This window comes from Bradyrhizobium viridifuturi (assembly GCF_001238275.1).
Taxonomy (GTDB): domain Bacteria; phylum Pseudomonadota; class Alphaproteobacteria; order Rhizobiales; family Xanthobacteraceae; genus Bradyrhizobium; species Bradyrhizobium viridifuturi.
On sequence record NZ_LGTB01000029.1, the window covers coordinates 74,997 to 99,332 of the forward strand.

At 65.4% G+C, this 24,336-nt stretch carries 20 protein-coding genes, 1 tRNA gene, 2 pseudogenes and 1 riboswitch; of the genes and pseudogenes, 14 read left to right on the plus strand and 9 right to left on the minus strand.

Annotated features, from left to right (window positions below):
* Nucleotides 1–6: 6 nt before the first annotated feature.
* The 3 genes and pseudogenes from ALC15_RS25135 to ALC15_RS25145 form a co-directional block, all read right to left on the minus strand.
* Nucleotides 7–719 (minus strand): annotated as a pseudogene (locus ALC15_RS25135) (ABC transporter ATP-binding protein).
* Nucleotides 716–1,510 (minus strand): ABC transporter ATP-binding protein, encoded by a 795-nt coding sequence (locus ALC15_RS25140; RefSeq protein ID WP_050629578.1) that lies wholly within the window; start codon nt 1,508–1,510, stop codon nt 716–718. The pseudogene ALC15_RS25135 and the gene ALC15_RS25140 overlap by 4 nt, the downstream one beginning before the upstream one ends.
* Before the next feature lie 69 nt (nt 1,511–1,579).
* Nucleotides 1,580–2,446 carry an IclR family transcriptional regulator gene (locus ALC15_RS25145; RefSeq protein ID WP_050629579.1) on the minus strand — a complete coding sequence of 289 codons (867 nt, stop codon included), beginning with the start codon at nt 2,444–2,446 and terminating at the stop codon, nt 1,580–1,582.
* Between the two features lie 180 nt (nt 2,447–2,626).
* Here ALC15_RS25145 and ALC15_RS25150 point away from each other — a divergent pair, with 180 nt between their 5' ends.
* From ALC15_RS25150 to ALC15_RS25175, 6 genes and pseudogenes are all read left to right on the plus strand, one after another.
* Nucleotides 2,627–4,723: a 3-hydroxyacyl-CoA dehydrogenase NAD-binding domain-containing protein gene (locus ALC15_RS25150; protein WP_050629580.1), complete on the plus strand. Its 2,097-nt coding sequence runs from the start codon at nt 2,627–2,629 to the stop codon at nt 4,721–4,723.
* 249 nt (nt 4,724–4,972) lie between these two features.
* Nucleotides 4,973–6,658 carry a dicarboxylate--CoA ligase PimA gene (gene pimA / locus ALC15_RS25155; protein WP_050629581.1) on the plus strand — a complete coding sequence of 562 codons (1,686 nt, stop codon included), beginning with the start codon at nt 4,973–4,975 and terminating at the stop codon, nt 6,656–6,658.
* Complete coding sequence (locus ALC15_RS25160) at nt 6,655–7,842, plus strand: acetyl-CoA C-acyltransferase (protein ID WP_050629582.1); 1,188 nt, start codon at nt 6,655–6,657, stop codon at nt 7,840–7,842. The genes pimA and ALC15_RS25160 overlap by 4 nt, the downstream gene beginning before the upstream one ends.
* A gap of 178 nt (nt 7,843–8,020) precedes the next feature.
* A pseudogene (gene pimC, locus ALC15_RS25165) lies at nt 8,021–9,210 on the plus strand (pimeloyl-CoA dehydrogenase large subunit).
* An 83-nt stretch (nt 9,211–9,293) separates the two neighbouring features.
* On the plus strand, nt 9,294–10,439 hold the full coding sequence (gene pimD, locus ALC15_RS25170; RefSeq protein ID WP_050629583.1) for a pimeloyl-CoA dehydrogenase small subunit: 1,146 nt from the start codon (nt 9,294–9,296) through the stop codon (nt 10,437–10,439).
* A gap of 136 nt (nt 10,440–10,575) precedes the next feature.
* Complete coding sequence (locus tag ALC15_RS25175) at nt 10,576–11,349, plus strand: SDR family NAD(P)-dependent oxidoreductase (protein WP_050629584.1); 774 nt, start codon at nt 10,576–10,578, stop codon at nt 11,347–11,349.
* A 67-nt stretch (nt 11,350–11,416) separates the two neighbouring features.
* On the opposite strand, the gene ALC15_RS25180 is transcribed toward ALC15_RS25175, so the two are convergent.
* Nucleotides 11,417–12,610: an O-succinylhomoserine sulfhydrylase gene (locus ALC15_RS25180; RefSeq protein WP_050629585.1), complete on the minus strand. Its 1,194-nt coding sequence runs from the start codon at nt 12,608–12,610 to the stop codon at nt 11,417–11,419.
* Nucleotides 12,611–12,685: 75 nt separating this feature from the next.
* Nucleotides 12,686–12,765, minus strand: a riboswitch (SAM riboswitch).
* 122 nt (nt 12,766–12,887) lie between these two features.
* Between ALC15_RS25180 and ALC15_RS25185 the strand changes: the two genes are divergently transcribed.
* The 3 genes from ALC15_RS25185 to ALC15_RS25195 all read left to right on the plus strand — a co-directional run bounded on the left by ALC15_RS25185 (nt 12,888) and on the right by ALC15_RS25195 (nt 16,823).
* Nucleotides 12,888–13,994, plus strand: coding sequence for a 2'-deoxycytidine 5'-triphosphate deaminase (locus tag ALC15_RS25185; protein WP_050629586.1), 1,107 nt, complete (start codon nt 12,888–12,890; stop codon nt 13,992–13,994).
* A 207-nt stretch (nt 13,995–14,201) separates the two neighbouring features.
* The gene (locus ALC15_RS25190) at nt 14,202–15,251 is read left to right on the plus strand and encodes a hypothetical protein (protein ID WP_050629587.1); all 1,050 of its coding nucleotides are present in this window, start codon (nt 14,202–14,204) and stop codon (nt 15,249–15,251) included.
* A 129-nt stretch (nt 15,252–15,380) separates the two neighbouring features.
* Nucleotides 15,381–16,823, plus strand: coding sequence for an MATE family efflux transporter (locus tag ALC15_RS25195; RefSeq protein ID WP_050629588.1), 1,443 nt, complete (start codon nt 15,381–15,383; stop codon nt 16,821–16,823).
* 18 nt (nt 16,824–16,841) lie between these two features.
* Here the strand turns inward: ALC15_RS25195 and ALC15_RS25200 are convergent, their stop codons facing one another.
* The 4 genes from ALC15_RS25200 to ALC15_RS25215 are packed head-to-tail and all read right to left on the minus strand — an operon-like array spanning nt 16,842 to nt 19,129.
* Nucleotides 16,842–17,258, minus strand: a complete 417-nt coding sequence (locus ALC15_RS25200; protein ID WP_050629589.1) for an SRPBCC family protein — start codon at nt 17,256–17,258, stop codon at nt 16,842–16,844.
* Between the two features lie 28 nt (nt 17,259–17,286).
* Entirely contained in the window at nt 17,287–17,646 is a 360-nt protein-coding gene (locus ALC15_RS25205; protein ID WP_050629590.1) for a VOC family protein, read from the minus strand.
* Nucleotides 17,647–17,701: 55 nt separating this feature from the next.
* Complete coding sequence (locus ALC15_RS25210) at nt 17,702–18,541, minus strand: helix-turn-helix transcriptional regulator (protein ID WP_050629591.1); 840 nt, start codon at nt 18,539–18,541, stop codon at nt 17,702–17,704.
* A 9-nt stretch (nt 18,542–18,550) separates the two neighbouring features.
* Nucleotides 18,551–19,129 (minus strand): methylated-DNA--[protein]-cysteine S-methyltransferase, encoded by a 579-nt coding sequence (locus ALC15_RS25215; RefSeq protein ID WP_050629592.1) that lies wholly within the window; start codon nt 19,127–19,129, stop codon nt 18,551–18,553.
* Between the two features lie 171 nt (nt 19,130–19,300).
* Between ALC15_RS25215 and ALC15_RS25220 the strand changes: the two genes are divergently transcribed.
* The 4 genes from ALC15_RS25220 (at nt 19,301) to ALC15_RS44880 (ending at nt 21,542) form a co-directional block, all read left to right on the plus strand.
* Nucleotides 19,301–20,851 (plus strand): glycosyltransferase family protein, encoded by a 1,551-nt coding sequence (locus ALC15_RS25220; protein ID WP_094194078.1) that lies wholly within the window; start codon nt 19,301–19,303, stop codon nt 20,849–20,851.
* A gap of 111 nt (nt 20,852–20,962) precedes the next feature.
* A tRNA-Gly gene (locus ALC15_RS25225) sits at nt 20,963–21,035 on the plus strand.
* 41 nt (nt 21,036–21,076) lie between these two features.
* Complete coding sequence (locus ALC15_RS42150; protein WP_094194079.1) at nt 21,077–21,328, plus strand: DUF3551 domain-containing protein; 252 nt, start codon at nt 21,077–21,079, stop codon at nt 21,326–21,328.
* A gap of 43 nt (nt 21,329–21,371) precedes the next feature.
* Nucleotides 21,372–21,542, plus strand: coding sequence for a hypothetical protein (locus ALC15_RS44880; protein WP_167350165.1), 171 nt, complete (start codon nt 21,372–21,374; stop codon nt 21,540–21,542).
* A 286-nt stretch (nt 21,543–21,828) separates the two neighbouring features.
* Here ALC15_RS44880 and ALC15_RS25230 read toward each other — a convergent pair whose 3' ends face one another.
* Nucleotides 21,829–22,848, minus strand: coding sequence for an LLM class flavin-dependent oxidoreductase (locus ALC15_RS25230; protein ID WP_050629593.1), 1,020 nt, complete (start codon nt 22,846–22,848; stop codon nt 21,829–21,831).
* A gap of 289 nt (nt 22,849–23,137) precedes the next feature.
* On the opposite strand from ALC15_RS25230, the gene ALC15_RS25235 reads away from it, so the two are divergent.
* Nucleotides 23,138–24,304: an NADH:flavin oxidoreductase/NADH oxidase gene (locus ALC15_RS25235; RefSeq protein WP_050629594.1), complete on the plus strand. Its 1,167-nt coding sequence runs from the start codon at nt 23,138–23,140 to the stop codon at nt 24,302–24,304.
* Nucleotides 24,305–24,336 lie beyond the last annotated feature (32 nt).

The following is a 24,336-nucleotide window of genomic DNA, read 5'->3' on the forward strand; positions in this document are numbered from 1 at the left end:
AGCTCCTCAGTAGCCGAGATAGGATTTACGGACGTCTTCGTTGTTCGCGATGTCCTTGGCATTGCCCGACATCACGATCCGTCCGGTTTCGATTACATAGGCCTGGTCGGCGAGCTCGAGCGCGAGCTGCGCATTCTGCTCGACCACCAGGATGGTCACCTTCTCCTCGCGATTGATCTTGCCGAGGATGCGGAACAGGTCGCGCACGATCAGCGGTGCGAGGCCGAATGACGGCTCGTCGAGCAGCATCAGGCGCGGCCGCAGCATCAGCGCACGAGCCACCGCGAGCATCTGCTGCTCGCCGCCGGACAGCGTGCCGGCCTGCTGGGTGTAGCGCTGCTTCAGCACCGGGAAATGCTCGTACATCCGCTCGATGTCGGAGCCGATCGCCTTGGTGTCGGAGCGGCTGATGGCGCCGAGCTGCAGGTTTTCCTCCACCGTCATGTTGGTGAAGGTGCCGCGGCCCTGCGGCACGTGGGCAATGCCGAGGCGGACCACGTTCTCGGTCGAGCGCGTGCCGATCGGCTTGCCCTCGACTCGATCGCGCCGGTCGAGCGCACCATGTTGCAGATCGCCCGCAGCGTGGTGGTCTTGCCGGCGCCGTTGGCGCCGAGCAGCGTGGTCAGCGAGCCCTCGTTCAGGGAGAAGCTGAGGCCGTGCAGGGCCTGGACCTGGCCGTAATAGGCGCGCAGGTCCTTGACGTTGAGCATCGCGGTCATTGGTCCTTGCTCCCCAGATAGGCCTTGATGACGTCGGGGTCGGCCTGGACCTGGGCCGGCGTGCCTTCGGCCAGCTTGCGGCCGAAATTGAGCGCGACGACGTGGTCGGCGATCGACATCACGAGACCCATGTGATGCTCGACCAGCAGCACCGTAATTTTACGGTCATCGCGGATTTTGCGGATCAAATCGCCGAGCACATAGACTTCCTCGTGATTGAGGCCGCCGGCCGGCTCGTCGAGCAGCAGGATCTTCGGATCTGCGGCCAGGGCGCGTGCCAGCTCGACGCGCTTCTGGGTGCCGAACGGAAGTCCCGAAACCACGGTGTGGGCGACGTCCTCGAGATCGAGATAGCCGAGGATGTCGTGCACCTTCTTGTTCATGTCGTTCTCGCGCGGCGACCCAGCGAGGCGCAGCGAGTCGCTGACGATGTCGCTCGAGGTGCGCGCATGCGCGCCGACGCGCACATTGTCGATCACGGACAGGTTGGGAAACAGCGCGACGTTCTGGAAGGTGCGGCCGATGCCGATCTCGGCGATCCGGTGCGGCGGCCGCGAAAGGATGCTCTTGCCTTCCATCAGGATGTCGCCGGACGACGGCTGGTAGAGCCGCGACAGGCAATTGAACAGCGTCGTCTTGCCGGCGCCGTTCGGCCCGATCAGGCCGAGGATCTGTCCATGGCGCATGTCGAATGACACGCCATTCAGTGCGATGATGCCGCCGAACACGACGCTGACGTCGCGAACCGCGAGCAGGGGATCATTCCCCTGCGCGAGCTGTGCCTGCGTCATCTCGTCTCGCCCGCCGTCTTCGAGCGGTGCGAGCGGTCCTGCGATGCGTTTCGCTGGACGTGATGGAGGCTATCTGATCCCCTCGGCCAAACGTGCAACTTTCCCTCCTACTCTGGTCTTTTTGCGTTCTTCTTTTTTGGATTGCGGCGCCATTCCACCGAGCGCCTGCTCGATGTTCCTTACCATCGCGACAAGACGAGGTCCAATGTCGTTGAGCAATCTATCTTCCGTGAAGCGGAATGCCGGCGCGCCGCAATTGAAGGCGTAAGGACCGGTTCCGTCGTTCAATCTCAATGCAACGCCAACCGCGGCGACGTCGTTCTGCCAGTCGCCGGTCGACATGGTGAAGCCGTGCTTCGCCACCGTCTCGCCGGAGCGCTCGATGCCGTCGCGCATCTTGGCCCAGCGGCTGCCATAGTGATCGCGCAGCTCGCGTAATAAAGCCGCACGCTCTTCGGGTGGCAATGCCCAAATATAGGCACGTCCCATTGCGGTGGTTGCGATCGGCACCCGCGAGCCGACGTCGAGTTGCACGCCGAGCGCCAGGCCGTTCCGGCTCTGACCGAAATAGATCATGCTGTGCCGATCGCGGCCGCCGACCGCGACGGCGCCGCCGGTCGCGCGCATCACTTCTTCTCGATAGGGCTCGGACAAATGCCGAACGCCGAGATTGGCGAGCGCGGCATAGCCGAGCGCCATCGCCGACGGCGCGAGCTGGTACTTCTCGAATTTCGGTACAGGTGTAAGGTATCCCAGCTTGGTCAGCGTGTAGGTCAGCCGGGAAATGGTTGGCTTCGGTAACTTGGTGCGGGCGGCAATCTCCTGATTGCCGAGCAGCCCGTCATTGGGTTGAAATGCGCGCAGGACGTCCAGTCCGCGGGAAAGCGCGACGACGAAATTGCGATCGGTCGCTACCTTCTTGCCAGCGCGCTTCATCCCTATCCTTGTCCTGCCCTTGTTATGCTCGTTGACAAGGCTCGTGCTTCAAAATAACCCTCCGTGTCAAGATGTGGAATTAAATTTCGCAGTGCGAAATTGGTCTAATCGTAGCGGCTCAACGCAAGTCGTGCAGCTACTCAACACAAGTTCAAGAACAAGCATCCAGGGAGAGTCCCGGTGAGTGAAGTCGTCAAGCTCGAACGTCATGACAATATTGCCGTCGTCACGGTTAACAGTCCGCCCGTGAATGCGCTCAGCGCTGCGGTGCGCGGCGGCATCTTCGAGTGCATCAAGGCTGCGATCGATGACGCGCAGGTCCAGGGCATCGTGCTGACCTGCGCCGGCCGCACCTTCATCGCCGGCGCCGACATCACCGAATTCGGCAAGCCGCCGAAGCCGCCCGGTCTCGCCGAAGTGCTGAGCCTGATGGAGAGCTCGCCGAAGCCGATCGTTGCCGCGATCCACGGCACCGCGCTCGGCGGCGGCCTCGAGGTTGCGCTGGCCTGCCACTATCGGGTCGCCACCAAGGACGCCAAGCTCGGTCTGCCCGAAGTAAAGCTCGGCCTGCTGCCGGGCGCCGGCGGCACCCAGCGCCTGCCGCGCGCGGTCGGCCCGGAGCTCGCGGTCAAGATGATCGTCGGCGGCGATCCGATCAGCGCCGACGCGGCGCTCAAGGCCGGCCTGATCGAGGAGATCGTAGAAGGTCCGGCGTCGGGCGGTGAGGCATTTGCGCGCAAGGTGGTCGCCGAGAAGCGTCCGCTGCGCAAGCTGCGCGATGACGACAGCAAGCTCGCCGCGGCCAAGGCCGATCGTTCGATCTTCACCAATGCGGTCGCTGCGCTGACCAAGAAGTCGCGCGGCCTCGAGGCTCCGTTCGCCGCTGCCGATGCCGTCGGCGCCGCGATCGACCTGCCGTTCGACGAGGGCCTGAAGAAGGAGCGCGAGGGCTTCCTCAAGCTGATGAACGGCGACCAGTCCAAGGCGCAGCGCTACGCCTTCTTCGCCGAGCGCGAGGCGGCCAAGGTCTCTGGCGTGCCCGAAGGCACCAAGGGCCGTAACGTCGCGCGCGTCGCCATCCTCGGCGCCGGCACCATGGGCGGCGGCATCGCGATGTCGTTCGCCAATGCCGGCATCCCGGTCACGCTGATCGAGACCGGCGAGGAGCAGCTCAAGCGCGGCATGGGCATCATGCAGAAGAACTACGAGGCGACCGCCGCGCGCGGTGGCATCCCGGCGGACGCCCCCGCCAAGCGCATGGCGCTGATCAACGGTGTCGTCGGCATCGAGAACGTCGGCGACGCCGATCTCGTGATCGAGGCGGTGTTCGAGACCATGGCGGTCAAGAAGGAAGTGTTCGGCAAGCTCGATCAGTACGCCAAGCCGGGCGCCGTGCTGGCCTCCAACACCTCCTATCTCAACATCGACGAGATCGCGCAGTCGACCAAGCGTCCGCAGGACGTGCTCGGCATGCACTTCTTCTCGCCGGCCAACGTCATGAAGCTGTGCGAGATCGTGCGCGCCGACAAGACCGCGCCCGATGCGCTGGTGACCGCGGTGTCTATCGCCCGCAAGATCGCCAAGGTGCCGGCCGTGGTCGGCGTCTGCGACGGCTTCGTCGGCAATCGCATGCTGGCGCAGCGCGGCAAGCAGTCCGAGAAGTTGCTGTTCGAAGGCGCGCTGCCGCAGCAGGTCGACGCGGTCGTCACCAAATTCGGCATGCCGATGGGCCCGTTCGCGATGGGCGATCTCGCCGGCCTCGATATCGGCTGGCGCTCGCGTAAGGACCGCGGCATCAAGTCGGAGATCGCCGACGCGCTCTGCGAAGCCGGCCGTTTCGGCCAGAAGACCGGCAAGGGCTACTACAAGTATGAGCAGGGCTCGCGCGCGGCGCTGCCCGATCCGGAAGTCGAGAAGCTGATCGACGAGACGCTGGCGCGCCTCGGCCGCAAGAAGCGCGTCGTCACCGACGACGAGATCCTCGAGCGCATGATGTACCCGATGATCAACGAAGGCGCGAAGATCCTCGCCGAGGGCATCGCGGCGCGTCCGTCGGATATCGACGTGGTCTGGCTCTATGGCTATGGCTGGCCGATCTATCGCGGCGGCCCGATGTTCTGGGCCGACAGCGTCGGCCTCAAGCACATCGCCGATCGCCTGGCGTTCTACGCCAAAGAGACCAACGATCCCTCGCTCGAGCCGGCGCCGCTGCTCAAGAAGCTCGCCGACGAAGGCAAGACCTTCGCTTCGCTCGCCGCGGCGTCGAAGGCGGCGTGATTGGTCGAAGGCCTCACCATGTGTCGTTCCGGGGGCATCGCGTAAGCGATGAACCCGGAACCCATGGTGCCCCGGCGCGTGCCGCCTGATGGATTCCGGGCCTGGCCCTTCGGGCCGTCCCGGAATGACGACGTCTAGAGCATGATCCGGAAGGGTGGAAACCGGTTTTCCGAAAAGATCATGCTCAAACAAGGAGATGAGATCATGATGCGGTTTGCATCATGATCTGGAGTCCCAGCGAAGGCATCGATGACCTATCCCGGCGAACAATATTATCCACCCGGCGTGAAGTGGAGCGACGAGATCACGCGCGGCACGCTGCCGGATCTGCTCTCCAACGCTGCCGCCGAGTTCGGCGCGCGCCCGGTACTTGAATTCCGCGACCGCCAGATCAGCTACAGCGAACTTGAGGCCCTGGTCGAGACCGCGGCTGCCGCCTTCATGCGGGCCGGCTACGGCAAGGGCACCTCGGTCGCCCTGTTCCTCGGCAATTCGCCCGATCATCCGATCAATTTCTTCGGCGCGCTGAAGGCCGGCGCCCGCGTCGTGCATCTGTCGCCGCTCGACGGCGAGATCGCGCTGTCGCACAAGCTCTCGGACTCCGGCGCGCGCGTGCTGGTCACCAGCAATCTCTCGGCGCTGTTGCCGACCGCGCTGAAGTTTCTCGACAAGGGCTTGCTTGATCGTCTGATCGTTTGCGAGGACGACAATTGGGGCAAGGTCGGTACGCCGCAGACCGCGCTGCCCGGCAATCCCAAGATCATCACCCACAAGCAGTTCATCGACGGTGCGACCAGGCCGGCGCAATGGCCCGCGGTCGACGTCGAGGACGTCGCGCTGCTGCAATACACCGGCGGCACCACCGGCCTGCCGAAGGGCGCCATGCTCAGCCACGGCAATCTCACCGCGGCGGTGTCGATCTACGACGTCTGGGGCAAGCCCGGACGGCTGGAGCGCAACGCGATCGAGCGCGTGATCTGCGTGCTGCCGCTGTTCCACATCTATGCGCTGACCGTCGTGCTGCTGTCGGTGATCCGGCGCGGCCATCTGATCTCGCTGCACCAGCGCTTCGACGTCGAGGCCGTGATGCGCGACATCGAGGTCAAACGCGCGACGGTGTTTCCCGGCGTGCCGACGATGTGGATCGCGATCGCCTCGCTGCCCGATCTCGACAAGCGCGATCTCTCCTCGCTGGTGGTCGCTGGCTCCGGCGGCGCGCCGCTGCCGGTCGAGGTCGCCAAGATCTTCGAGCGCCGCGTCGGCATGAAGTTGAAGAGCGGCTGGGGCATGACCGAGACCTGCTCGCCCGGCACCGGCCATCCCAAGGAAGGGCCGGAGAAGCCGGGCTCGATCGGGCTGATGCTGCCCGGCATCGAGATGGACGTGGTGTCGCTGGAGGATTCCACCAAGGTGATGCCGGTCGGCGAGGTCGGCGAAATCCGCATCCGCGGCCCGAACGTCACCAAGGGCTACTGGAACAGGCCCGCGGAGACCGCGGAGGCCTTCGTCGGCGACCGCTTCCTCACCGGCGACATCGGCTACATGGACGCCGACGGCTATTTCTACCTGGTCGACCGCAAGAAGGACATGATCATCTCCGGCGGCTTCAACGTCTATCCGCAGATGATCGAGCAGGCGATCTACACCCATCCCGCCGTGCAGGAGGTGATCGTGATCGGGATTCCCGACGATTACCGCGGCGAGGCGGCCAAGGCCTTCATCAAGCTGCGCGACGGCGAGAAGCCGTTCTCGATCGACGAATTGCGCGCCTTCCTCACCGGCAAGGTCGGCAAGCACGAATTGCCGGCCGCGGTCGAATTCGTCGACGAGCTGCCGCGCACGCCGGTCGGAAAGCTGTCGCGTCACGAATTGCGCCAGCAACAGCCGAAAACATCCCAAGCCACTCAACAACAGACTGCAGGATCCCGTTCATGACCGACGCCGTAATCGTCTCCACCGCCCGCACGCCGATCGGCAAGGCCTATCGCGGCGCGCTCAACGCCACCGAAGGCGCAACGCTGCTCGGTCACGCGATCGGCGAAGCGGTGGTGCGGGCCAAGGTCGATCCGAAGGAGATCGAGGACGTCGTGATGGGCGCGGCGATGCAGCAGGGTGCGACCGGCGGCAACATCGCGCGCAAGGCGCTGCTCCGCGCCGGGCTACCGGTGACGGTTGCCGGCACCACCATCGACCGCCAGTGCGCCTCCGGTTTGCAGGCGATCGCGCTCGCCGCCCGCTCGGTGATCTTCGACGGTGTCGAGATCGCGGTCGGCGGCGGCGGTGAATCGATCTCGCTGGTGCAGAACGACAAGATGAACGCGTTTCACGCCCAGGATCCGGCGCTGCTCAAGATCAAGAGCGAGGTCTACATGCCCATGATCGACACCGCCGAGATCGTCGCCAAACGTTACAACATCTCGCGCGAGAAGCAGGACGAGTACGGGCTGGAAAGCCAGCGCCGCACCGCGGCCGCGCAGCAGGGCGGCAAGTTCAAGGAAGAGCTCGCGCCGATCACCACCATGATGGCGGTAACCGACAAGGCGACCGGCGCGGTCACGATGAAGGAAGTGACGCTGTCGCAGGACGAAGGCCCGCGGCCCGAGACCACGGCCGAGGGGCTTGCGAGCCTCAAGGCGGTGCGCGGCGAGGGCTTCACCATCACCGCCGGCAATGCCAGCCAGCTTTCGGACGGCGCCAGCGCCTCGGTGATCATGAGCGACAAGGAAGCCGCCCGGCGCGGGCTGCAGCCGCTCGGTATCTTCCGCGGCTTCGTGTCCGCCGGCTGCGAGCCGGACGAGATGGGCATCGGCCCGGTGTTCGCGGTGCCGCGGCTGCTCAAGCGCCACGGCCTCAAGGTCGACGACATCGATCTCTGGGAGCTCAACGAGGCGTTCGCGGTACAGGTGCTGTATTGCCGCGACAAGCTTGGCATCGATCCGGAGAAGATCAACGTCAACGGCGGCGCGATATCGGTCGGCCATCCCTACGGCATGTCGGGTGCGCGGCTCACCGGCCACGCGCTGATCGAGGGCCGCCGCCGCAAGGCCAAGTACGCCGTCGTCACCATGTGCGTCGGTGGCGGCATGGGCGCGGCCGGCCTGTTCGAGGTGTTGCAGTAAGATTGTCGTCCCGGCCAAGCGAAGCGCGAGCCGGGACCATACGCCGCGGCCTTTGTAAGTGGCAGAGCGGCAGCCGGCTTTGCCAGTTACTATGGCCGGTGGTTATGGGTCCCTGCTTTCGCAGGGACGACAGCGAGAGAGAGTTAGAAGAGTAATTGAACTTCAAAAGGAGGATCCGATGGATCTCGCTTTCACCAAGGAAGAGATAGCGTTTCGTGAGGAGGTGCGTGAGTTCTTCAAGAACAACGTGCCGCCGGAGACAAGGCGCAAGCTGCAGGAAGGCCGCCATCTGTCGAAGGACGAGATGGTCACCTGGTGGCGCATCCTCAACAAGAAGGGCTGGGGCGTCACCCACTGGCCGAAGGAATATGGCGGCACCGGCTGGACCACCGTGCAGCACTACATCTTCAACGAGGAGCTGCAGTCCTATCCCGCGCCGCAGCCGCTTGCCTTCGGCGTCAGCATGGTCGGCCCTGTCATCTACACCTTCGGCAATGAGAAGCAGAAGAAGGAATACCTGCCGCGCATCGCGAGTGTCGACGACTGGTGGTGCCAGGGCTTCTCGGAGCCGGGCTCCGGTTCGGACCTCGCCTCGCTGAAAACCACGGCCGAGCGCAAGGGCGACAAGTGGATCATCAACGGCCAGAAGACCTGGACCACGCTGGCCCAGCACGCCGACATGATCTTCTGTCTCTGCCGCACCGACAAGAACGCGAAGAAGCAGATGGGCATCTCCTTCATCGTGTTCTCGATGAAGTCGAAGGGCGTCACCGTGCGCCCGATCCAGACCATCGACGGCGGCCACGAGGTCAACGAGGTGTTCTTCGATGACGTCGAGGTGCCCTACGAAAACCTGATCGGCGAAGAGAACAAGGGCTGGGATTACGCCAAATTCCTGCTCGGCAATGAGCGCACCGGCATCGCCCGGGTCGGCGTCTCGAAGGAGCGGCTGCGCCGCATCCGCGCGCTGGCCTCCAAGGTCGAGTCCGGCGGCCGTCCCGTCATCGAGGATCCGGCGTTCCGCGAAAAGCTCACCGCCTGCGAGATCGAGCTGAAGGCGCTCGAGCTGACCCAGCTCCGCGTCGTCGCCGACGAAGGCAAGCACGGCAAGGGCAAGCCGAATCCGGCCTCCTCGGTGCTCAAGATCAAGGGCTCGGAGATCCAGCAGACCACCACCGAGCTGCTGATGGAGATCATCGGCCCGTTCGCCGCGCCCTATGACGAGCACGGCGATGCCGGCTCGAACGAGAGCATGGATTGGACCGCGCAGATCGCGCCGAGCTACTTCAACAACCGCAAGGCTCGATCTACGGCGGCTCCAACGAGATCCAGCGCAACATCATCAGCAAGGCCGTGCTGGGGCTTTGATTTTCTCTCCCTCTCCCCGCATTTGCGGGGAGAGGTGACGAGGTCCCGGTTTCGGTAACGACTTTCAGTTTAAGGGAACGAACATGGATTTTGATCTGTCCGAGGAGCAGCGGCTTCTCAAGGAAAGCGTCGACGGGTTGCTGGCGGATGCCTACGACTTCGATGCGCGCAAGAAGTACATGAAGGAGAAGGGCGGCTGGAGCAAAGCGCTCTGGGGCAAGCTCGCCGAGCAGGGCCTGCTTGGTCTGCCTTTCGCGGAGACCGACGGCGGCTTCGGCGCTGGTGCGGTCGAGACCATGATCGTGATGGAAGCGCTCGGCAAGGCGCTGGTGGTCGAGCCCTATCTCGCGACCGTCGTGGTCGCCGGCGGCTTCCTGCGCCATGGCGGCTCGGCCGAGCAGAAGGCCAAGCACATCCCGGGCATCATCGACGGCAGCAAGACCTTCGGCTTTGCCCAGCTCGAGAAGAACTCGCGCTACGACCTGTTCGACATCGTGACCACGGCGAAGAAGAAGGGCGACGGCTGGGTGATCGACGGCGAGAAGTTCGTCGTGCTCAACGGCGAGAATGCCAACACGCTTGTCGTGACCGCGCGCACCAAGGGTGGCCAGCGTGACAAGACCGGCATCGGCGTGTTCCTGGTCCCGGCGGATGCCAAGGGCGTCACCAAAAAGGGCTATCCAACCCAGGACGGCCTGCATGCGGCCGACATCACCTTCACCAATGTCGAGGTCGGCGCGGACGCTGCGATCGGCGATCCCGAGAACGGCCTGCCGCTGATCGAGCGCGTCGCCGACGAAGCCCGCACCGCGCTGTGCGCGGAGGCGGTCGGCGCGATGGATCAGTCGCTGAAGGACACCGTCGAGTACATCAAGACCCGCAAGCAGTTCGGCGTTGCGATCGGCACGTTCCAGAGCCTGCAGCATCGCGCCGCCGACATGTTCGTGGCGCTGGAGCAGGCACGCAGCATGTCGATGTTCGCGACCATGGCGTCGGATTTCAGCGATGCCAAGGAGCGTTCGTCCGCAGTCGCGGCCGCCAAGGTGCAGGTCGGCAAGTCGCTCAAGTTCGTCGGCCAGCAGTCGATCCAGCTGCATGGCGGCATCGGCATGACCATGGAAGCCAAGATCGGCCATTACTTCAAGCGGTTGACCATGATCGAGAACACGCTCGGCGACACCGACTACCACCTCCGTCGCGTCAGCGAGAGCGGCGGGCTGCTGGCCTGATCTCACAAACGTTTCCGGGGCGCCGCATCGCGGCGAACCCGGAATCCATTTCATCACCAATGATGCGGCCCAATGGATTCCGGGTTCGCGACTGCGTCGCGCCCCGGAATGACGGCCCATCCGGGAGGCAACAACAATGAAGAACACCCCGTTCGATCTCACCGGCCAGGTCGCGGTCGTCACCGGCTCGAGCCGCGGCATCGGCCGCTCTTCGGCGGAGCTGCTGGCGAAGCTCGGCGCAAAGGTCGTGATCTCCTCGCGCAAGGCGGACGCCTGCCAGGAGGTCGCCGACGGCATCAAGAAGGCCGGCGGCGATGCGCTCGTGATCCCTTGCAACATCGCACGCCGCAACGAGGTCGAGGCGCTGGTCTCCGGCACGATCAAGCACTACGGCAAGATCGATATCCTGGTCTGCAACGCCGCGGTGAACCCCTATTACGGCCCGCTGCTCGACATCACGGACGAAGCCTTCGACAAGATCATGGGCTCGAACGTCAAGAGCAACATCTGGCTTTCCGCGCTGGCGATCCCGCAGATGGCCGAACGCGGCAAGGGCTCGGTCATCATCATCTCCTCGATCGGCGGCTTGCGAGGCTCGACCGTGATCGGCGCCTACGGCATCTCCAAGGCCGCCGACTTCGCGCTGTGCCGCAGCCTCGCCGGCGAATGGGGGCCGAAGGGCGTGCGGGTCAATTGCGTCGCGCCGGGCCTGGTGAAGACCGATTTCGCCCGCGCGCTGTGGGAGGATCCGGACAATCTGAAGCGCCGCACCGCGTCGACGCCGCTGCGCCGCATCGGTGAGCCCGACGAGATCGCGGGCGCGGTGGCCTATCTCGCCTCCGACGCCTCGACCTTCATGACCGGCCAGACCATCGTGGTCGACGGCGGCGTGACCACGGCGGCGACCTAGTTTCTAAGTGCAGGATTCAATCATGGCCGGGCCCCAAGCCCGGCCATGATGCTTTTAAGGCCTCGCCTCAAACCTGCTCCAGCGCGCGCTGGAAATCCTCGATCAGATCGTCGGGATGCTCGAGCCCGGCCGAGAAGCGAATGAAGCCTTCGCTGATGCCGAGTTCGGCGCGCGCTTCCGGCGCCAGGCGCTGATGCGTCGTGGTGGCGGGATGCGTGACCAGGCTCTTGGCATCGCCGAGATTGTTGGAGATCCGCGAGATCTTCAGCGCGTTGAGGCAGCGGAACGCGCCGGCCTTGCCGTCCTTGACCTCGAAGCCGACCAGCGTCGAGCCGGCGCCCATCTGCTTCTTCACCGTCGCAGCCTGCGGATGATCCGCGCGGCCGGGATAGACCAGCCGGGTGACCTTCGGATGGTTGGCCAGTGCCTCGGCGATCTTCGCCGCGTTCTCGGTCTGCGCGCGGACGCGGACGCCGAGCGTCTCCAGTCCCTTCAGCAGCACCCAGGCGTTGAACGGCGACAGCGACGGGCCGGTCTGGCGCATGAAATTATGGATGTGCTCGGCGATGAACGCTTCCGACGACAGGATGACGCCGCCGAGGCAGCGGCCCTGGCCGTCGATATGCTTGGTCGCGGAATAGACCACGACGTCGGCGCCGAGCGACAGCGGGCTCTGCCAGATCGGGGTCGCGAACACGTTGTCGACGATCAGCCGGGCGCCCCCGCTGTGTGCGATCTTGGCGATCGCGCCGATGTCGAGCACGTCGAGCGTCGGGTTGGTCGGGCTCTCCAGGAAGAAGGTCTTGGTATTCGGCCGCAAGGCGCGCTGCCACTGGTCGAGATCGAGTCCGTCGACCAGCGTCGTTTCGATGCCGTAGCGCGGCAGCAGATCCTGCACGACATAGAGGCAGGAGCCGAACAGCGCCTTCGACGCCACCACGTGGTCGCCGGCCTTCAGCGGCGCGAGGATCGCGGTGGTCACCGCCGCCATGCCGGTCGCGGTCGAGCGCGCGGCTTCTGCGCCCTCGAGCTCGATCATGCGGCGCTCGAACATCGCAATGGTCGGGTTGGAGTAGCGCGAATAGATGAAACCGGGATCCTGGCCCTTGAAGCGCGCCTCGCATTGCTCGGCGCTGTCGTAGACGTAACCCTGGGTGAGAAACAGTCCCTCCGACGTCTCCCCGAATTGCGAGCGGAGCGTGCCGCCATGGACGAGGCGGGTTTCGGGACGGAAGCGGGCGGTACCTTCAGATTCAGACATGTGACCTCCGAAGTGGCCATTTCCCTCGGAAATGGACACAAAAAAACCGGCCTGGAGAAACCTCCACAAGCCGGGATCACACTGTCCCCGGCCTGTTTAGCGACTTATTTAACGTGGCTGCAAGCCGGCCGGCTCAAATCACCACGGGATAAGTGCAGCTGATATTCCCTCGCGCCCTTTCCGTCAAGACGGTCATCGGATAACCCGTAAAAGCCCATGTTTTGGGGCTTGATGGCCGCCTGGAGTATGATTTTGGGCCATCCTGAGGGACCCTGCCGTGTCGTTCACGCTGGAAGATGAATCCAACGGAATTCTGCCCGACCGCATGATCGCGGAGATGGCGGAGGCCGGCCTCATTCTGCCCGCCTATGACTTTGTCGAGAGCCAGATCCAGCCGGCGAGCCTCGATCTGCGCCTCGGCGACATCGCCTACCGCGTCCGCGCCAGCTTCCTGCCGGGGCCCGATGCCACCGTCGCCGAGCGGATCGACCAACTGAAGCTGCACGAGATCGATCTGTCCGACGGCGCGGTGCTGGAGACCAATTGCGTCTACATCGTGCCGCTGCTGGAGAGCCTCGCGCTGCCGCCGGAGATCGTGGCTGCGGCCAATCCGAAGAGCTCGACCGGACGGCTCGACGTCTTCACCCGCGTGATCGCCGACGGCACCCGCCGCTTCGACATGATCGGCGCCGGCTATCACGGCCCGCTCTATGCCGAGATCTCACCGAAGACGTTTCCGGTGCTGCTGCGCGAGGGCTCGCGGCTCAGCCAGGTGCGCTTCCGGATCGGCGAGGCGACGCTCTCCGCCGACGAGCTCGATGCGCTGCATGCTGCCGAACGCCTGGTCGACGCCGACGAGGCCGATCTCAGTCATGGCGTTGCGCTCTCGGTCGATCTCTCCGGCGAGAACTCGGGCGGCTTCGTCGGCTATCGCGCCAAGCGCCACACCGGCGTGGTCGATGTCGATCGCCGCGGCGGCTATGCGGTCGACGATTTCTGGGAGCCGATCAAGGCGCGGCCCGACGGCAGCCTGATCCTCGATCCCGGCGAATTCTACATTCTGGCGTCGAAGGAGGCGGTGCAGGTGCCGCCTGACTACGCCGCGGAGATGGTGCCGTTCGATCCGCTGGTCGGTGAATTCCGTGTCCACTATGCCGGCTTCTTCGATCCGGGCTTCGGCTATGCCGGCGCCGGCGGTAAGGGCGCACGCGCCGTGCTCGAAGTGCGCTCGCGCGAGGTGCCGTTCATTCTCGAACACGGCCAGATCGTCGGCCGTCTCGTCTATGAGCGCATGCTCGAGCGTCCCGATGCGCTCTACGGCCAGCGCATCGGCTCGAACTATCAGGCGCAGGGCCTCAAGCTCTCCAAGCATTTTCGCGTGTAATTCCGCGAGTCGGATTTCGCGTCATTGTCCGCCGTCATTCCCCGCGAAAGCGGGGAATTCAGTACGCCGCGGCCTCTCCGATTGACTACAACTGTCTCTGGAATACTGGATCGCCCGATCAAGTCGGGCGATGACACCGAGTGTGTGTTGGTTGCATCGCATCGTCGGCGATGACACAGTCGCGTAAAACAACAAGCGGGAGCAAGCATGACCGGAGAGCAAGACGCGCGCGAAGCGCAGTGGCGGAAGTGGCGCAGCGTCGCCGATCTGTATCACGCCTTCTTCACCGGGCTGATCCTCACCGTGGTCACGCGGCGCGGCACTGCCGACGCCGCCGAGTTCGTCTTCCGGGTGTTTCGCCGGCAGCAGCAGGAGCGCTTCCTGCCCGGCCTGAAGAAGCTCGGCCTCGACGGCCTGCCGCCGGCGGTCGCGGCCGCGCAATATCACTATCTCTCCAACTGGATCGGCGGCGTGCACGTCGAATACATGTACGAGACCGACCGCAAGGCCTGGATCCGCTATCCGCCGCCGCGCTGGATCTGGAAGGGCACTGCGATCTGCGGCGTGCCCGGCGAGGTCTCGCGCGCGATGCTGCGCGGCTGGCACGCCAACAATGGTGTCGCGCTCGGCGATCTCAGGCTCGGCTTCGTCTGCACCAAGCAGAGCGTCGACGGGCAAGATGGCCTCGAGGGCTATTACTGCGAGTACGATCATCCGCTCGAACTGGACCAGCGCCTGGTGTTCGCACGCCATCTCGAGGCGCCGCTGTTTGATCCGAGCACCGCGCCGGCGCTGCCGGTCGACAGCTGGCCGCGTCAGCGGCTGGAGAAGGCCTATCGCAACTACGCGATGGAATATGTGAAGACGGCTGCGCCGGTCATCGTGCAGGTGTTCGGCCCCGAGGATGCGAGCTATCTGCTGCATCTGACCGGCAAGCTGATCGGCATGCAGTATTTCGACGAGGTCGCGCAGGCGCTCGGCGGCAGCCGTGGCCGTGCCACGGAATTTGCCGCATTCCTGCGCACGCTCTTCGCGTCGCAGGATGATGTCGCCGAGATCAGCGCGTCCGAAGGCCAGTTCGAGATCCGCCAGCAGGGCTGGAAGCTGATGGCCGATGTCGCCGATTATCATCCGGCCTGCGCCAGCGTGCTGACCGGGCTGTTCGAGGGGCTGGCGGCCGGCTGCGGACGGCACATTCCGGTGCATCTGAAGCCGAACAGCGCCGCCGGCGCGCCGTTCGTCTGGTCGATCGGCTAGCTCAGAGGTTCATCAAGCTTCACCTGCAATCGCGCAGGCCCCCCTTGCGTCCTGCGCACGTGGAATCCGCCGCTGCCATGGTAGGGAAACACCATGGCGCGGCTCCCCAGATCGCGCGTGGGAGTTGAAATGTCCGACCTCGGCCTCGCCGAAATACCTGTCGACGAACAAGAACGGCCGCTGCCGCCGCCGGTGACCAAGCCTGCGCGCAACGCGCTGCTCGACGGGCCGATTCTGCGCACGCTGTTGTGGCTGGCCTGGCCGAACGTGATCGCGCTCTCCGCGGGCACCTGCGTCGTCATTGCCGAGACCTCCTATATCGGCCGGCTCGGCGTCGAGTCGCTGGCGGCGATGGCGCTGGTGTTTCCCTGCGTGATCCTGACCATGACGATGTCCGGCGGCGCGATGGGCGGCGGCGTCGCATCCGCGATCGCGCGTGCGCTCGGCGCCGGCCAGATCGAGCGCGCCTCGACGCTGGCGATGCATGCGCTGCTGATCGGCCTCACCTTCGGCGTCACCTTCATGCTGGGCATGCTGATCTTCGGTCCGCGCCTGCTCGAACTGCTCGGCGGCCGCGGCAATGTGCTGGCCCAGGCGATCGCCTATACGCAGGTCTTCTTCGGTGGTGCGATCCTGCCCTGGCTGATGAACACGATGGCCGGCATCCTGCGCGGCACCGGCAACATGAAGCTGCCGTCGACCATGATCCTGTCCTCGGCGGTGTGTCAGATCATCCTCGGCGGCACGCTCGGGCTCGGCCTCGGCCCGGTGCCGCAATTCGGCATGCGCGGCGTCGCCGCAGGCTCGCTGATCGCCTATTCGATCAGCATCAGCGTGATGGGCTGGTACCTGTTCTCGGGCCGCGCCCGCGTCAAGCCGAAGCTCAAGGGGTTGCGCGTGCAGTGGGCGATGTTCATCGACATCCTCAAGGTCGGCGCGGTCTCCTGCTTCTCGCCGCTGCAATCGGTCCTGACGATCTCGATCTTCACCCACATGCTGGCGCAGTTCGGCACCGCGGTGCTGGCGGGCTACGGCATCGGTGCGCGGCTCGAATTCATGCTGACCTCGGTCGCGTTTGCGGTCGGCATCGCCTCGGTGCCGATGATCGGCATGGCGGTCGGCGCCGAGCGCGTCGCGCGCGCCCGGCGCATCGCCTGGACCGCGGGCACGGTGTCGTTCCTTTCGGTCGGTGTGGTCGGCAGCTTCATCGCCGTGTTCCCCGACCTCTGGGTCAACCTGTTCACCAGCGATCCGCATGTGCGGGCGACCAGCCATCAATATCTGTCGACCGCCGCGCCGATGTACGCCTTCATTGGTCTGGCGATGTCGATGTATTTCTCTTCGCAGGGCGCCGCCAAAGTGCTGGGCCCGGTGCTGGCACAGACCGCGCGGCTGATCTTCATCGGCACCGGCGGCTGGTGGCTGTCGACCCACGAGGCGAGTGCGCAAAACTTCTTCGCACTCGCCGCCGCCTCGATGGGTGTGCTCGGCGTGCTCTCCTGCCTCAGCGTGATCCTGACGCGCTGGGGCAAGTCCGCGCCGGTCGCCGAGGCGCAGCCGGCGCTGTCGTAGAACGCGCGAACGGCAGCGTCATGCCGCGCTCTTCTCCCTGGCAGATTTCGCCTGCGCGGCCTGCATCGCTGCTGCGCCGAGGTCCATCTGCGCGGACATGTAGGGCGCGATCTCGTGCGGCAGCACGTCGGCGATCCACACCACAAGGCATCGCGCATCGCCCTCGGCGAACACCTGAACCGAGGCGGAATGCTGCTTCAGCCGTTCGCTCGTGATCGCATAGACCAGCCGTTGCCGCTTGTCGTCGCAATCGACCAGCGTCTCGCGCGCCACGGTGCCGTTACTGAAAGTGACGGTGCGGACGTCGCCGTCGAGCTGCGTGTCGGTGACGAAGCCCGGCACCAGCCGCGTATGCAACGCGCCGAAATCGCGCAGCGCGTCCCAGACGTGATCTGCCGGCGCGTCGATCGGAATGTCCTTGTGAATCGAAGCCATGGGGATTGGGTCCTTTTATGAATTGATCTCAGGTCGACACCGCTTCGACATTGTTGCCGTCGGGGTCGAGCAGGAATGCAGCGTAATAGGTCGGGCTGTAGTCCTTGCGGTGGCCTGCCGCGCCGTTGTCCTTGCCGCCGGCCTTCAGGCCTTCGCCGTGGAATGTCTTGATCGCCTCGTGGCTCGGCGCGCGGAACGCGATGTGCGCGCCGCCTTGCGCCTTGCCCTTGTGCAGATGCAGCCAGAGCGCGGGTTCACCCTTCGGGCCGAAGCCGGCGCCGCTGTCGTCGCGCGAGCACAGCACGAAGCCGAGCGGCGCCAGCACCGCGGTGTAGAAGCGCACGCTGGCGTCGAGGTCGGCGACGCGCAATCCGATGTGGTCGTACATGATGAGGCTCCAGTCATTGCGCGCGTCGACGGACGCGCGGACCGGAGCAACCTAGCTATTGCAGCGCAAGGCGTTCTTGGAGAATCTTGCGGTCGCCGCGGGAGGCCTGCCGGAACTTCAGCGGCGAGGCGCCGGCCGCGCGGTGAAAGCTGCGCACGAAATTTGAGAGATCGCCGAAGCCGACGTCGTAGGCGATGTCGGTGACCGGGCTGTCGTCGTCGACCAGCCGTCGCGCCGCATGACGCAGCCGCGAGCGCACCAGATATTGATGCGGCGTCACGCCGAGCACGGCGGAAAACAGCCGCAGGAAATGGAAGCTGCTCAGCCCGGCCTGTTCGGCGGCATCGTCGAGATCGATCTGGTGACGCGAATTAGCGTCGATCCACAGCGCCGCCTCGACGGCGCGGCGGCGATCGCGCAGGCCGGCGGTGAGCGGCTTTGCCTTGCGGTCGGACACCAGCTCGACAAGGCGGCTGGCGAGGATGTGGCCGACCTCGTCGAGGCCGACATCGCTGTTGCCACCTGCCGCCGTTTGGGCGAGCTCGCCGATCACCATCAATTCCGGCAGCGGCGGCACCGAGCCGACCTGCCAGACATCCGTGCGGTCGCCGATCGTCTCGACCAGCTCCGGGTCGAGGAAGAACGACAGGCATTCGTCGCCGACCACATGGTCGTGCGTGCAGGTATATTCATCGCCGGGATGGCCGACCAGGATCGAGCCTGCCACCAGTTCATGGAAGCGGCCGCGGCAATGGCAGCCGAAGCTGCCGCTGCGCACATAGGACACCGAGTGGCAGGCGAATTGCTCGACGAACGGCTTGTCGCCGGGCTCCGCCGTGCAGCGAAACTCGTTCACGGTGATGCGATCGCGCTGCAGCAGTGTGGTCCGGGTCATATCCCAGATTTAGGCTTGCGGCCGGGGCCGCGCAACGGGCAGCAGCACGTCGAACAGGGTCTTGCTCGCGGCCGGCTGGGCGCCTTCGATCGAGAGCAGCCGCCGCTTGGAGACGCTGCCGCCGTTCGGCGAGATCCGGTCCGGATAGTGGCCTGCCTCGAGCACGCGATGGCAGGGCACGATGATCATGAAGGGATTGCGGCCGAGCGCCTGCGCCACCGAGTAGACCGCGCCGGTTGCACGCAGCGCGCTGGCGACCTCGTCATAGGTCCGGGTCTCGCCGCGGGGAATGGAGCGCACGGTCTGGTAGACGCGCTGGTTGAAGGCGGGGATGCCGCTCATGTCGAGCGCAACCCCTGCAAGGTCACCATCGCCGCCACGCAGGGTCGCTGCGATCCCCTCGATCACGGCCTCGATCTCCTCGGGCGGCCGCATCTCGCGCGCATCGGGATAGAGCTGGAACAGCCGCTTGCGGGTTTCGATCTCGCGGAGCTCGGGAAGCTGGACACCGGCGACGCCGGCTTCGCCCCATGCGATGCCGCATCGGCCGACTGCCGTGTCGAAAATGGTGTACCCACGCCCCGCCATGACGCCACCAACCCCCACGAGCGAGCATACCATCGTCGCGGTCCGGCGCATCCGGAATCTTAAGGTTTAGTTAAGCATGTTGCGGCCGGCGCTGTGTGACCTCGGCAACGTCCAGTCACGCATCTTCCGGTCACGCATCTTAAAGGCTTTGCCCGCTATCTGGTCGCCGGCATGCTGCTCCAGAAGACGATCGACGGAACGATGACCAGCACGAGCGCCGAGGCCGCGCCCGGCAGTGCGGGCATGGTCGGGCGCGCGAGCGGGCGCTTGCATCCGCTGTTTGCGTTGCTGCTGCTGGCGCTGGCGATCCGCCTCGCGGCCGCCGTCTGGCCCAACGTGATCTATCCCGACGAGGTGTTTCAGTATCTCGAGCCGGCGTGGCGGATGCTCGGCCATGACGGCGTTTTGACGTGGGAATGGCGCGAGGGCATTCGCGGCTGGTTCCTGCCGACATTGATGGCAGGGCCGGTTGCGCTGGGTGACGCGATCGCGCCTGGTGGCGCGGGCGCCTTCCTGGTGCCGCGTCTGATCGCCGCATGCGCCTCGCTGTCGATCGTGGTCAGCGCCTGGTTCTTTGGCGCGCGGGTCTCGCGAACGCACGCCGTCGTGGCGGCGTTTACCACCGCGACCTGGTTCGAACTGGTCATGCTCGCGCCACACACATTGGGCGAGCCGCTGGCGACGGCGCTGATCCTGCCGGCGGCGCTCTTGATCACCGATGGTCCGTCACAGCGGCGTCTCGCGATCGGCGGTGCCTTGCTCGCCTTCGCCTTTGTCTGCCGCTTCCAGTATGCGCCGGCGATCGCCGTGCTGACCCTCGGGGCGTGCTGGATGCGCTGGCGAAACCTCGTCCCGCTGGTCGCCGGCGGGCTCGTTGCGCTGTTGCTTGCCGCTGCGATCGATCTTGCACATGGCGCCGTGCCGTTCGCCTGGCTGATCGCGAACATCAAGGAAAACCTCGTCCACGATCGGGCCGTCGAATTCGGCGTCTCGCCGCCCTCGGCCTATCTGATCGACTTCCTGACCGTGTGGTCGGTGGCGATCCTGCTGCCGCTCGCCGCGATCTGGCGCGGCTGGCGGCACGCGCCGCTGCTGCTGAGCGTCGCGCTGGTCAACCTCGTCTTCCACAGCCTGATCGTGCACAAGGAATACCGCTTCGTCTTCCTGTCGGTGGTGCTGTTCACCATCGTCGCGGCGATGGGGTCGGCCGATTGGGTGCAATGGCTGCGCGCGAAAGCCACGTGGCGCCGCTTTGCATTGCCGACCGTCCTCGGCGGCTGGGCGCTGCTGTCCGTGGCGCTGGCCGGTGCCAGCGAAGGCATGCGCGAATACTGGACGCGCGGCGTCGGCGCTGCGCGGCTCGCCGCCGAACTGCGCAGCGATCCGCAGATGTGCGGCCTTGCGCTTTACAACGTTCGCTTCCAGCAGCTGCCGGGGCGCGAACGATTGGTCGGCCCGGTGCCGCTCTATGCGTTGCAGCCCGCCGATCCGGTTGCCGAGATGATCCTGCCGCCGCTGCTGCTGCAGGCGACCAGGCCGGCCTTCAATCGCATCCTTGCGCGGCCCGAGGCCGCAGGCGATCTGCCGGCGGATTTTTCGCAGCAAAGCTGTGCCCGCGTCGGCTTCAGCGATGCCTGTATCTATGCGCGCGGCGGCAACTGTGATGCGTCGGCCGCGACGGCCTTTGTCATCAATGACGTGCTCGTGAGGATGGGCCAGTAGCGGGCCGCGGTGCCGCGGCCTTCCGTCAATGCACGCTTGATCCTCGGCCGCCGCCCGGGCTATGGTCCGGCCGGTCGCCCCCATGGGGTTCGACCTCAAGCAATTGAGATCGCGGGCGAGTTCAATGGTAGAACGGCAGCTTCCCAAGCTGCATACGAGGGTTCGATTCCCTTCGCCCGCTCCAGCCTCAGGCAAATTCGCGCCGGCAATAGCAGGAGACGAGACGTGAGGTTGCTTGGAGCGCTGCTGCTCTCGCTCGGCGCGCTTTGCATGGCGACCCCGGCGTCGGCCCAAATGTATGACCCTCGCTATCCCGTCTGCATGCATGTTTACGGGGAACTGCTCGGCGAGCGAATGGATTGTATCTTCACGTCGTTGCAGCAGTGCCAGGCCAGCATAGCGGGGAATCCGGCAACCTGCCTGGTCAACCCGTTCTACGCGCCAAGACCGGTGCGTTCTAACAGGCCCGGACGATGACCTTTTCCGCTCGTATGCGCGGGCATTTATTCGAGATCAATGCATGGACTGGTGGTTCTACGTGCTCATTGCGATTGCTGTGCTGGGATGCGCATACGTCGTTCGCGCCCGTCGCGGCAGGGATTCGAACGAAGACGAGGAACTGAACCGGCGGATCGACGAGCGTGTCGATCGCCTCGATCTCACGCGCCGCAATCCCGACCGGGATTCCTGAGCGGTCTCACGCGATGGTCCCGGGATATTACGGCGATCTGTTCACGCAACGTCCGCGGCTAACGAACCGTACTCAACCTGTTCTTCTCACAACGCGCAGTTATGTTTCCGTAGTTCTCCGCGTTTGAGAACGGAGTTCCGCCGGAACGCTTCAGCGGGTTCCGGCATTGGCCATGTAGAACCGGCCACCCTCCGGCAGAGAATGGTCGGTTCAAGCCCGCGGCCGGTCGTCCGCTCTCAACCACATCCCCTAGAGGACGGCCGCCGCGGGTCCCGACCGCGAGCACTCATCGCCATCCCATCGCGGGCGCGACGTGGGTCAAAATGCTCTCGATCACATGCGCGTTGTAGGCAACGCCGAGTTGATTGGGGACGGTCAGCAGCAACGTGTCGGCCTCCGCGATCGCCTCATCCGTCTTGAGCTGCTCGATCAGTTTGTCCGGCTCAGCGGCGTAGCCGCGACCGAAGATCGCGCGCGTCCGCTCGTCGATGAAGCCGATCTGGTCTTCCTCCTGCCCGTTGCCGAAATAGGCACGGTCGCGATCGTCGACCAGCGCGAAGATGCTGCGGCTCACCGAGACCCGCGGCTCGCGAGTATGGCCGGCCTCCTTCCACGCGGTGCGGTAGGCCCGGATCTGCGCGGCCTGCTGGATGTGGAAGGCCTCGCCGGTCTCGTCGCTTTTCAGCGTCGAGCTTTGCAGGTTCATGCCGAGCTTCGCCGCCCAGACCGCTGTCGCGTTCGAGCCGGCGCCCCACCAGATGCGCTCGCGCAAGCCTTGCGAGAGCGGCTCGAGCCGCAGCAGCCCCGGCGGGTTGGGAAACATCGGCCGTGGATTCGGCTGCGCAAAGCCTTCGCCGCGCAGCAGCTCGAGGAAGATCTCGGCATGACGCCGGCCCATGTCGGCATCGCTCTGGCCCTCGCCCGGCTGGTAGCCGAAATAGCGCCAGCCATCGATCACCTGCTCAGGCGAGCCGCGGCTGATGCCGAGCTGCAGGCGTCCTTTCGCGATCAGGTCGGCCGCGCCGGCGTCCTCGATCATGTACATCGGATTTTCGTAGCGCATGTCGATCACGGCGGTGCCGATCTCGATCCGGCTGGTCCTGGCGCCGACCGCCGCCAGCAATGGGAAAGGCGAAGCGAGCTGGCGCGCGAAGTGATGGACGCGAAAATACGCGCCGTCCGCGCCGAGCTCTTCGGCGGCGACCGCAAGGTCGATGGATTGCAGCAGCACATCCGCGGCGGAGCGGGCCTGGGATTGCGGGGAGGGCGTCCAGTGCCCGAACGAGAGGAAACCGATTTTTTTCATGTCGGCAATGTAGGCATGTCCGACCCGAATTGCGATCCGTGGGGTGATCCCGGCATGACTGAAAGTCAGCCGGGCATGACTGAAAGTCATCAAAGGATAGTGGAATGTGTTTACCAGCCGCGTGAATATCCTGCGGCAAATGTCGCGGGTTTTGCGGATCGTGCCTTTGCCCGGGTGCTGCATGCGTGCAGGTCCTGCCGCCTGCGCCATCGCGCGACTTGCGATTGCCGGACGCGCCGCCTAGCTTTCGGCCGCCATTCTTTCCGCCACCACGTGTCCGCAGGTCCCGATGTCGCAGCCGCTTCTGTTTCAGCCGATCACGCTTCGCGGCGTGACCTCCCGAAACCGCATCCTGGTTTCACCGATGTGCCAGTATTCGGCGACCGACGGCCTCGCTAATGACTGGCACCTTGTTCATCTTGGCAAGTTTGCCCAGGGCGGCGCCGGGCTCGTGATGGTCGAGGCCGCGGCGGTCGCCGCCGAGGGCCGCATCACCCATGGCGACGTCGGGATCTGGAATGATGAGCAGATCGCGCCGCTCGAACGCATCGCGGCCTTCCTGAAGGACAACGGCGCGGTGCCCTCGATCCAGCTCGCGCATGCCGGCCGCAAGGCCAGCATGCAGCGGCCATGGTATGGCAATGCCGCGCTCGACGAGGCCGACCGCGCCCGCGGCGATCTGCCGTGGCGGACGGTGGCGCCGAGCGCGATCCCGATGGAGGAAGGCTGGCTGATGCCGCACGCGCTCGATGTCGCCGAGCTCGCCGCGCTGCGCGAGCAATGGCGGCGCGCCACCTTGCGCGCGGTGGAGGCCGGCTTCGAATTCGTCGAGGTGCATTGCGCGCACGGCTATCTGCTGCACGAATTCCTCTCGCCATTGTCGAACCGCCGCAGCGACGCCTATGGCGGCGACCGCGCCGGGCGGATGCGCTATCCGCTCGAGATCATCGAGACCGTGCGCGCCGCGTGGCCCGCCGAGCGGCCGCTGGCGGTGCGGATCTCCTCGGTCGATGGCGTCGAGGGCGGCCTGACGCTCGAGGACCAGATCGCGTTCGCGCGCGAAGCCAAGGCGCGCGGCGCCGATTTGATTGATTGCTCGTCGGGCGGCCTGCTCGGTTCGGCAACCGCGGCGCGGATTCCGCGCGGCTATGGCTTCCAGGTGCCCTATGCGGACGAGATCCGACGCGCCGCCGAGGTCGCCACCATCGCGGTCGGCTTGATCCTGCATCCGCAGCAGGCCGAGGATGTTCTCGCCAACGGCCAGGCCGATCTGGTCGCAATCGGGCGTGAGGCGCTGTTCGATCCGAACTGGCCGCTGCACGCGGAGCTTGCGCTGGGCGGCGGGAGCGGCGAAGTGTTCGCGTCCTGGCCGAAGCAGTATGGCTGGTGGCTGGAGCGCCGCGAGCCTGGCCTGCGCAGGCTCGAAGGCCCGCCGTTGCCGTTCCGCAGCGCGTGACACGACAAGCTGCGACAGAATCATGAGGGAGG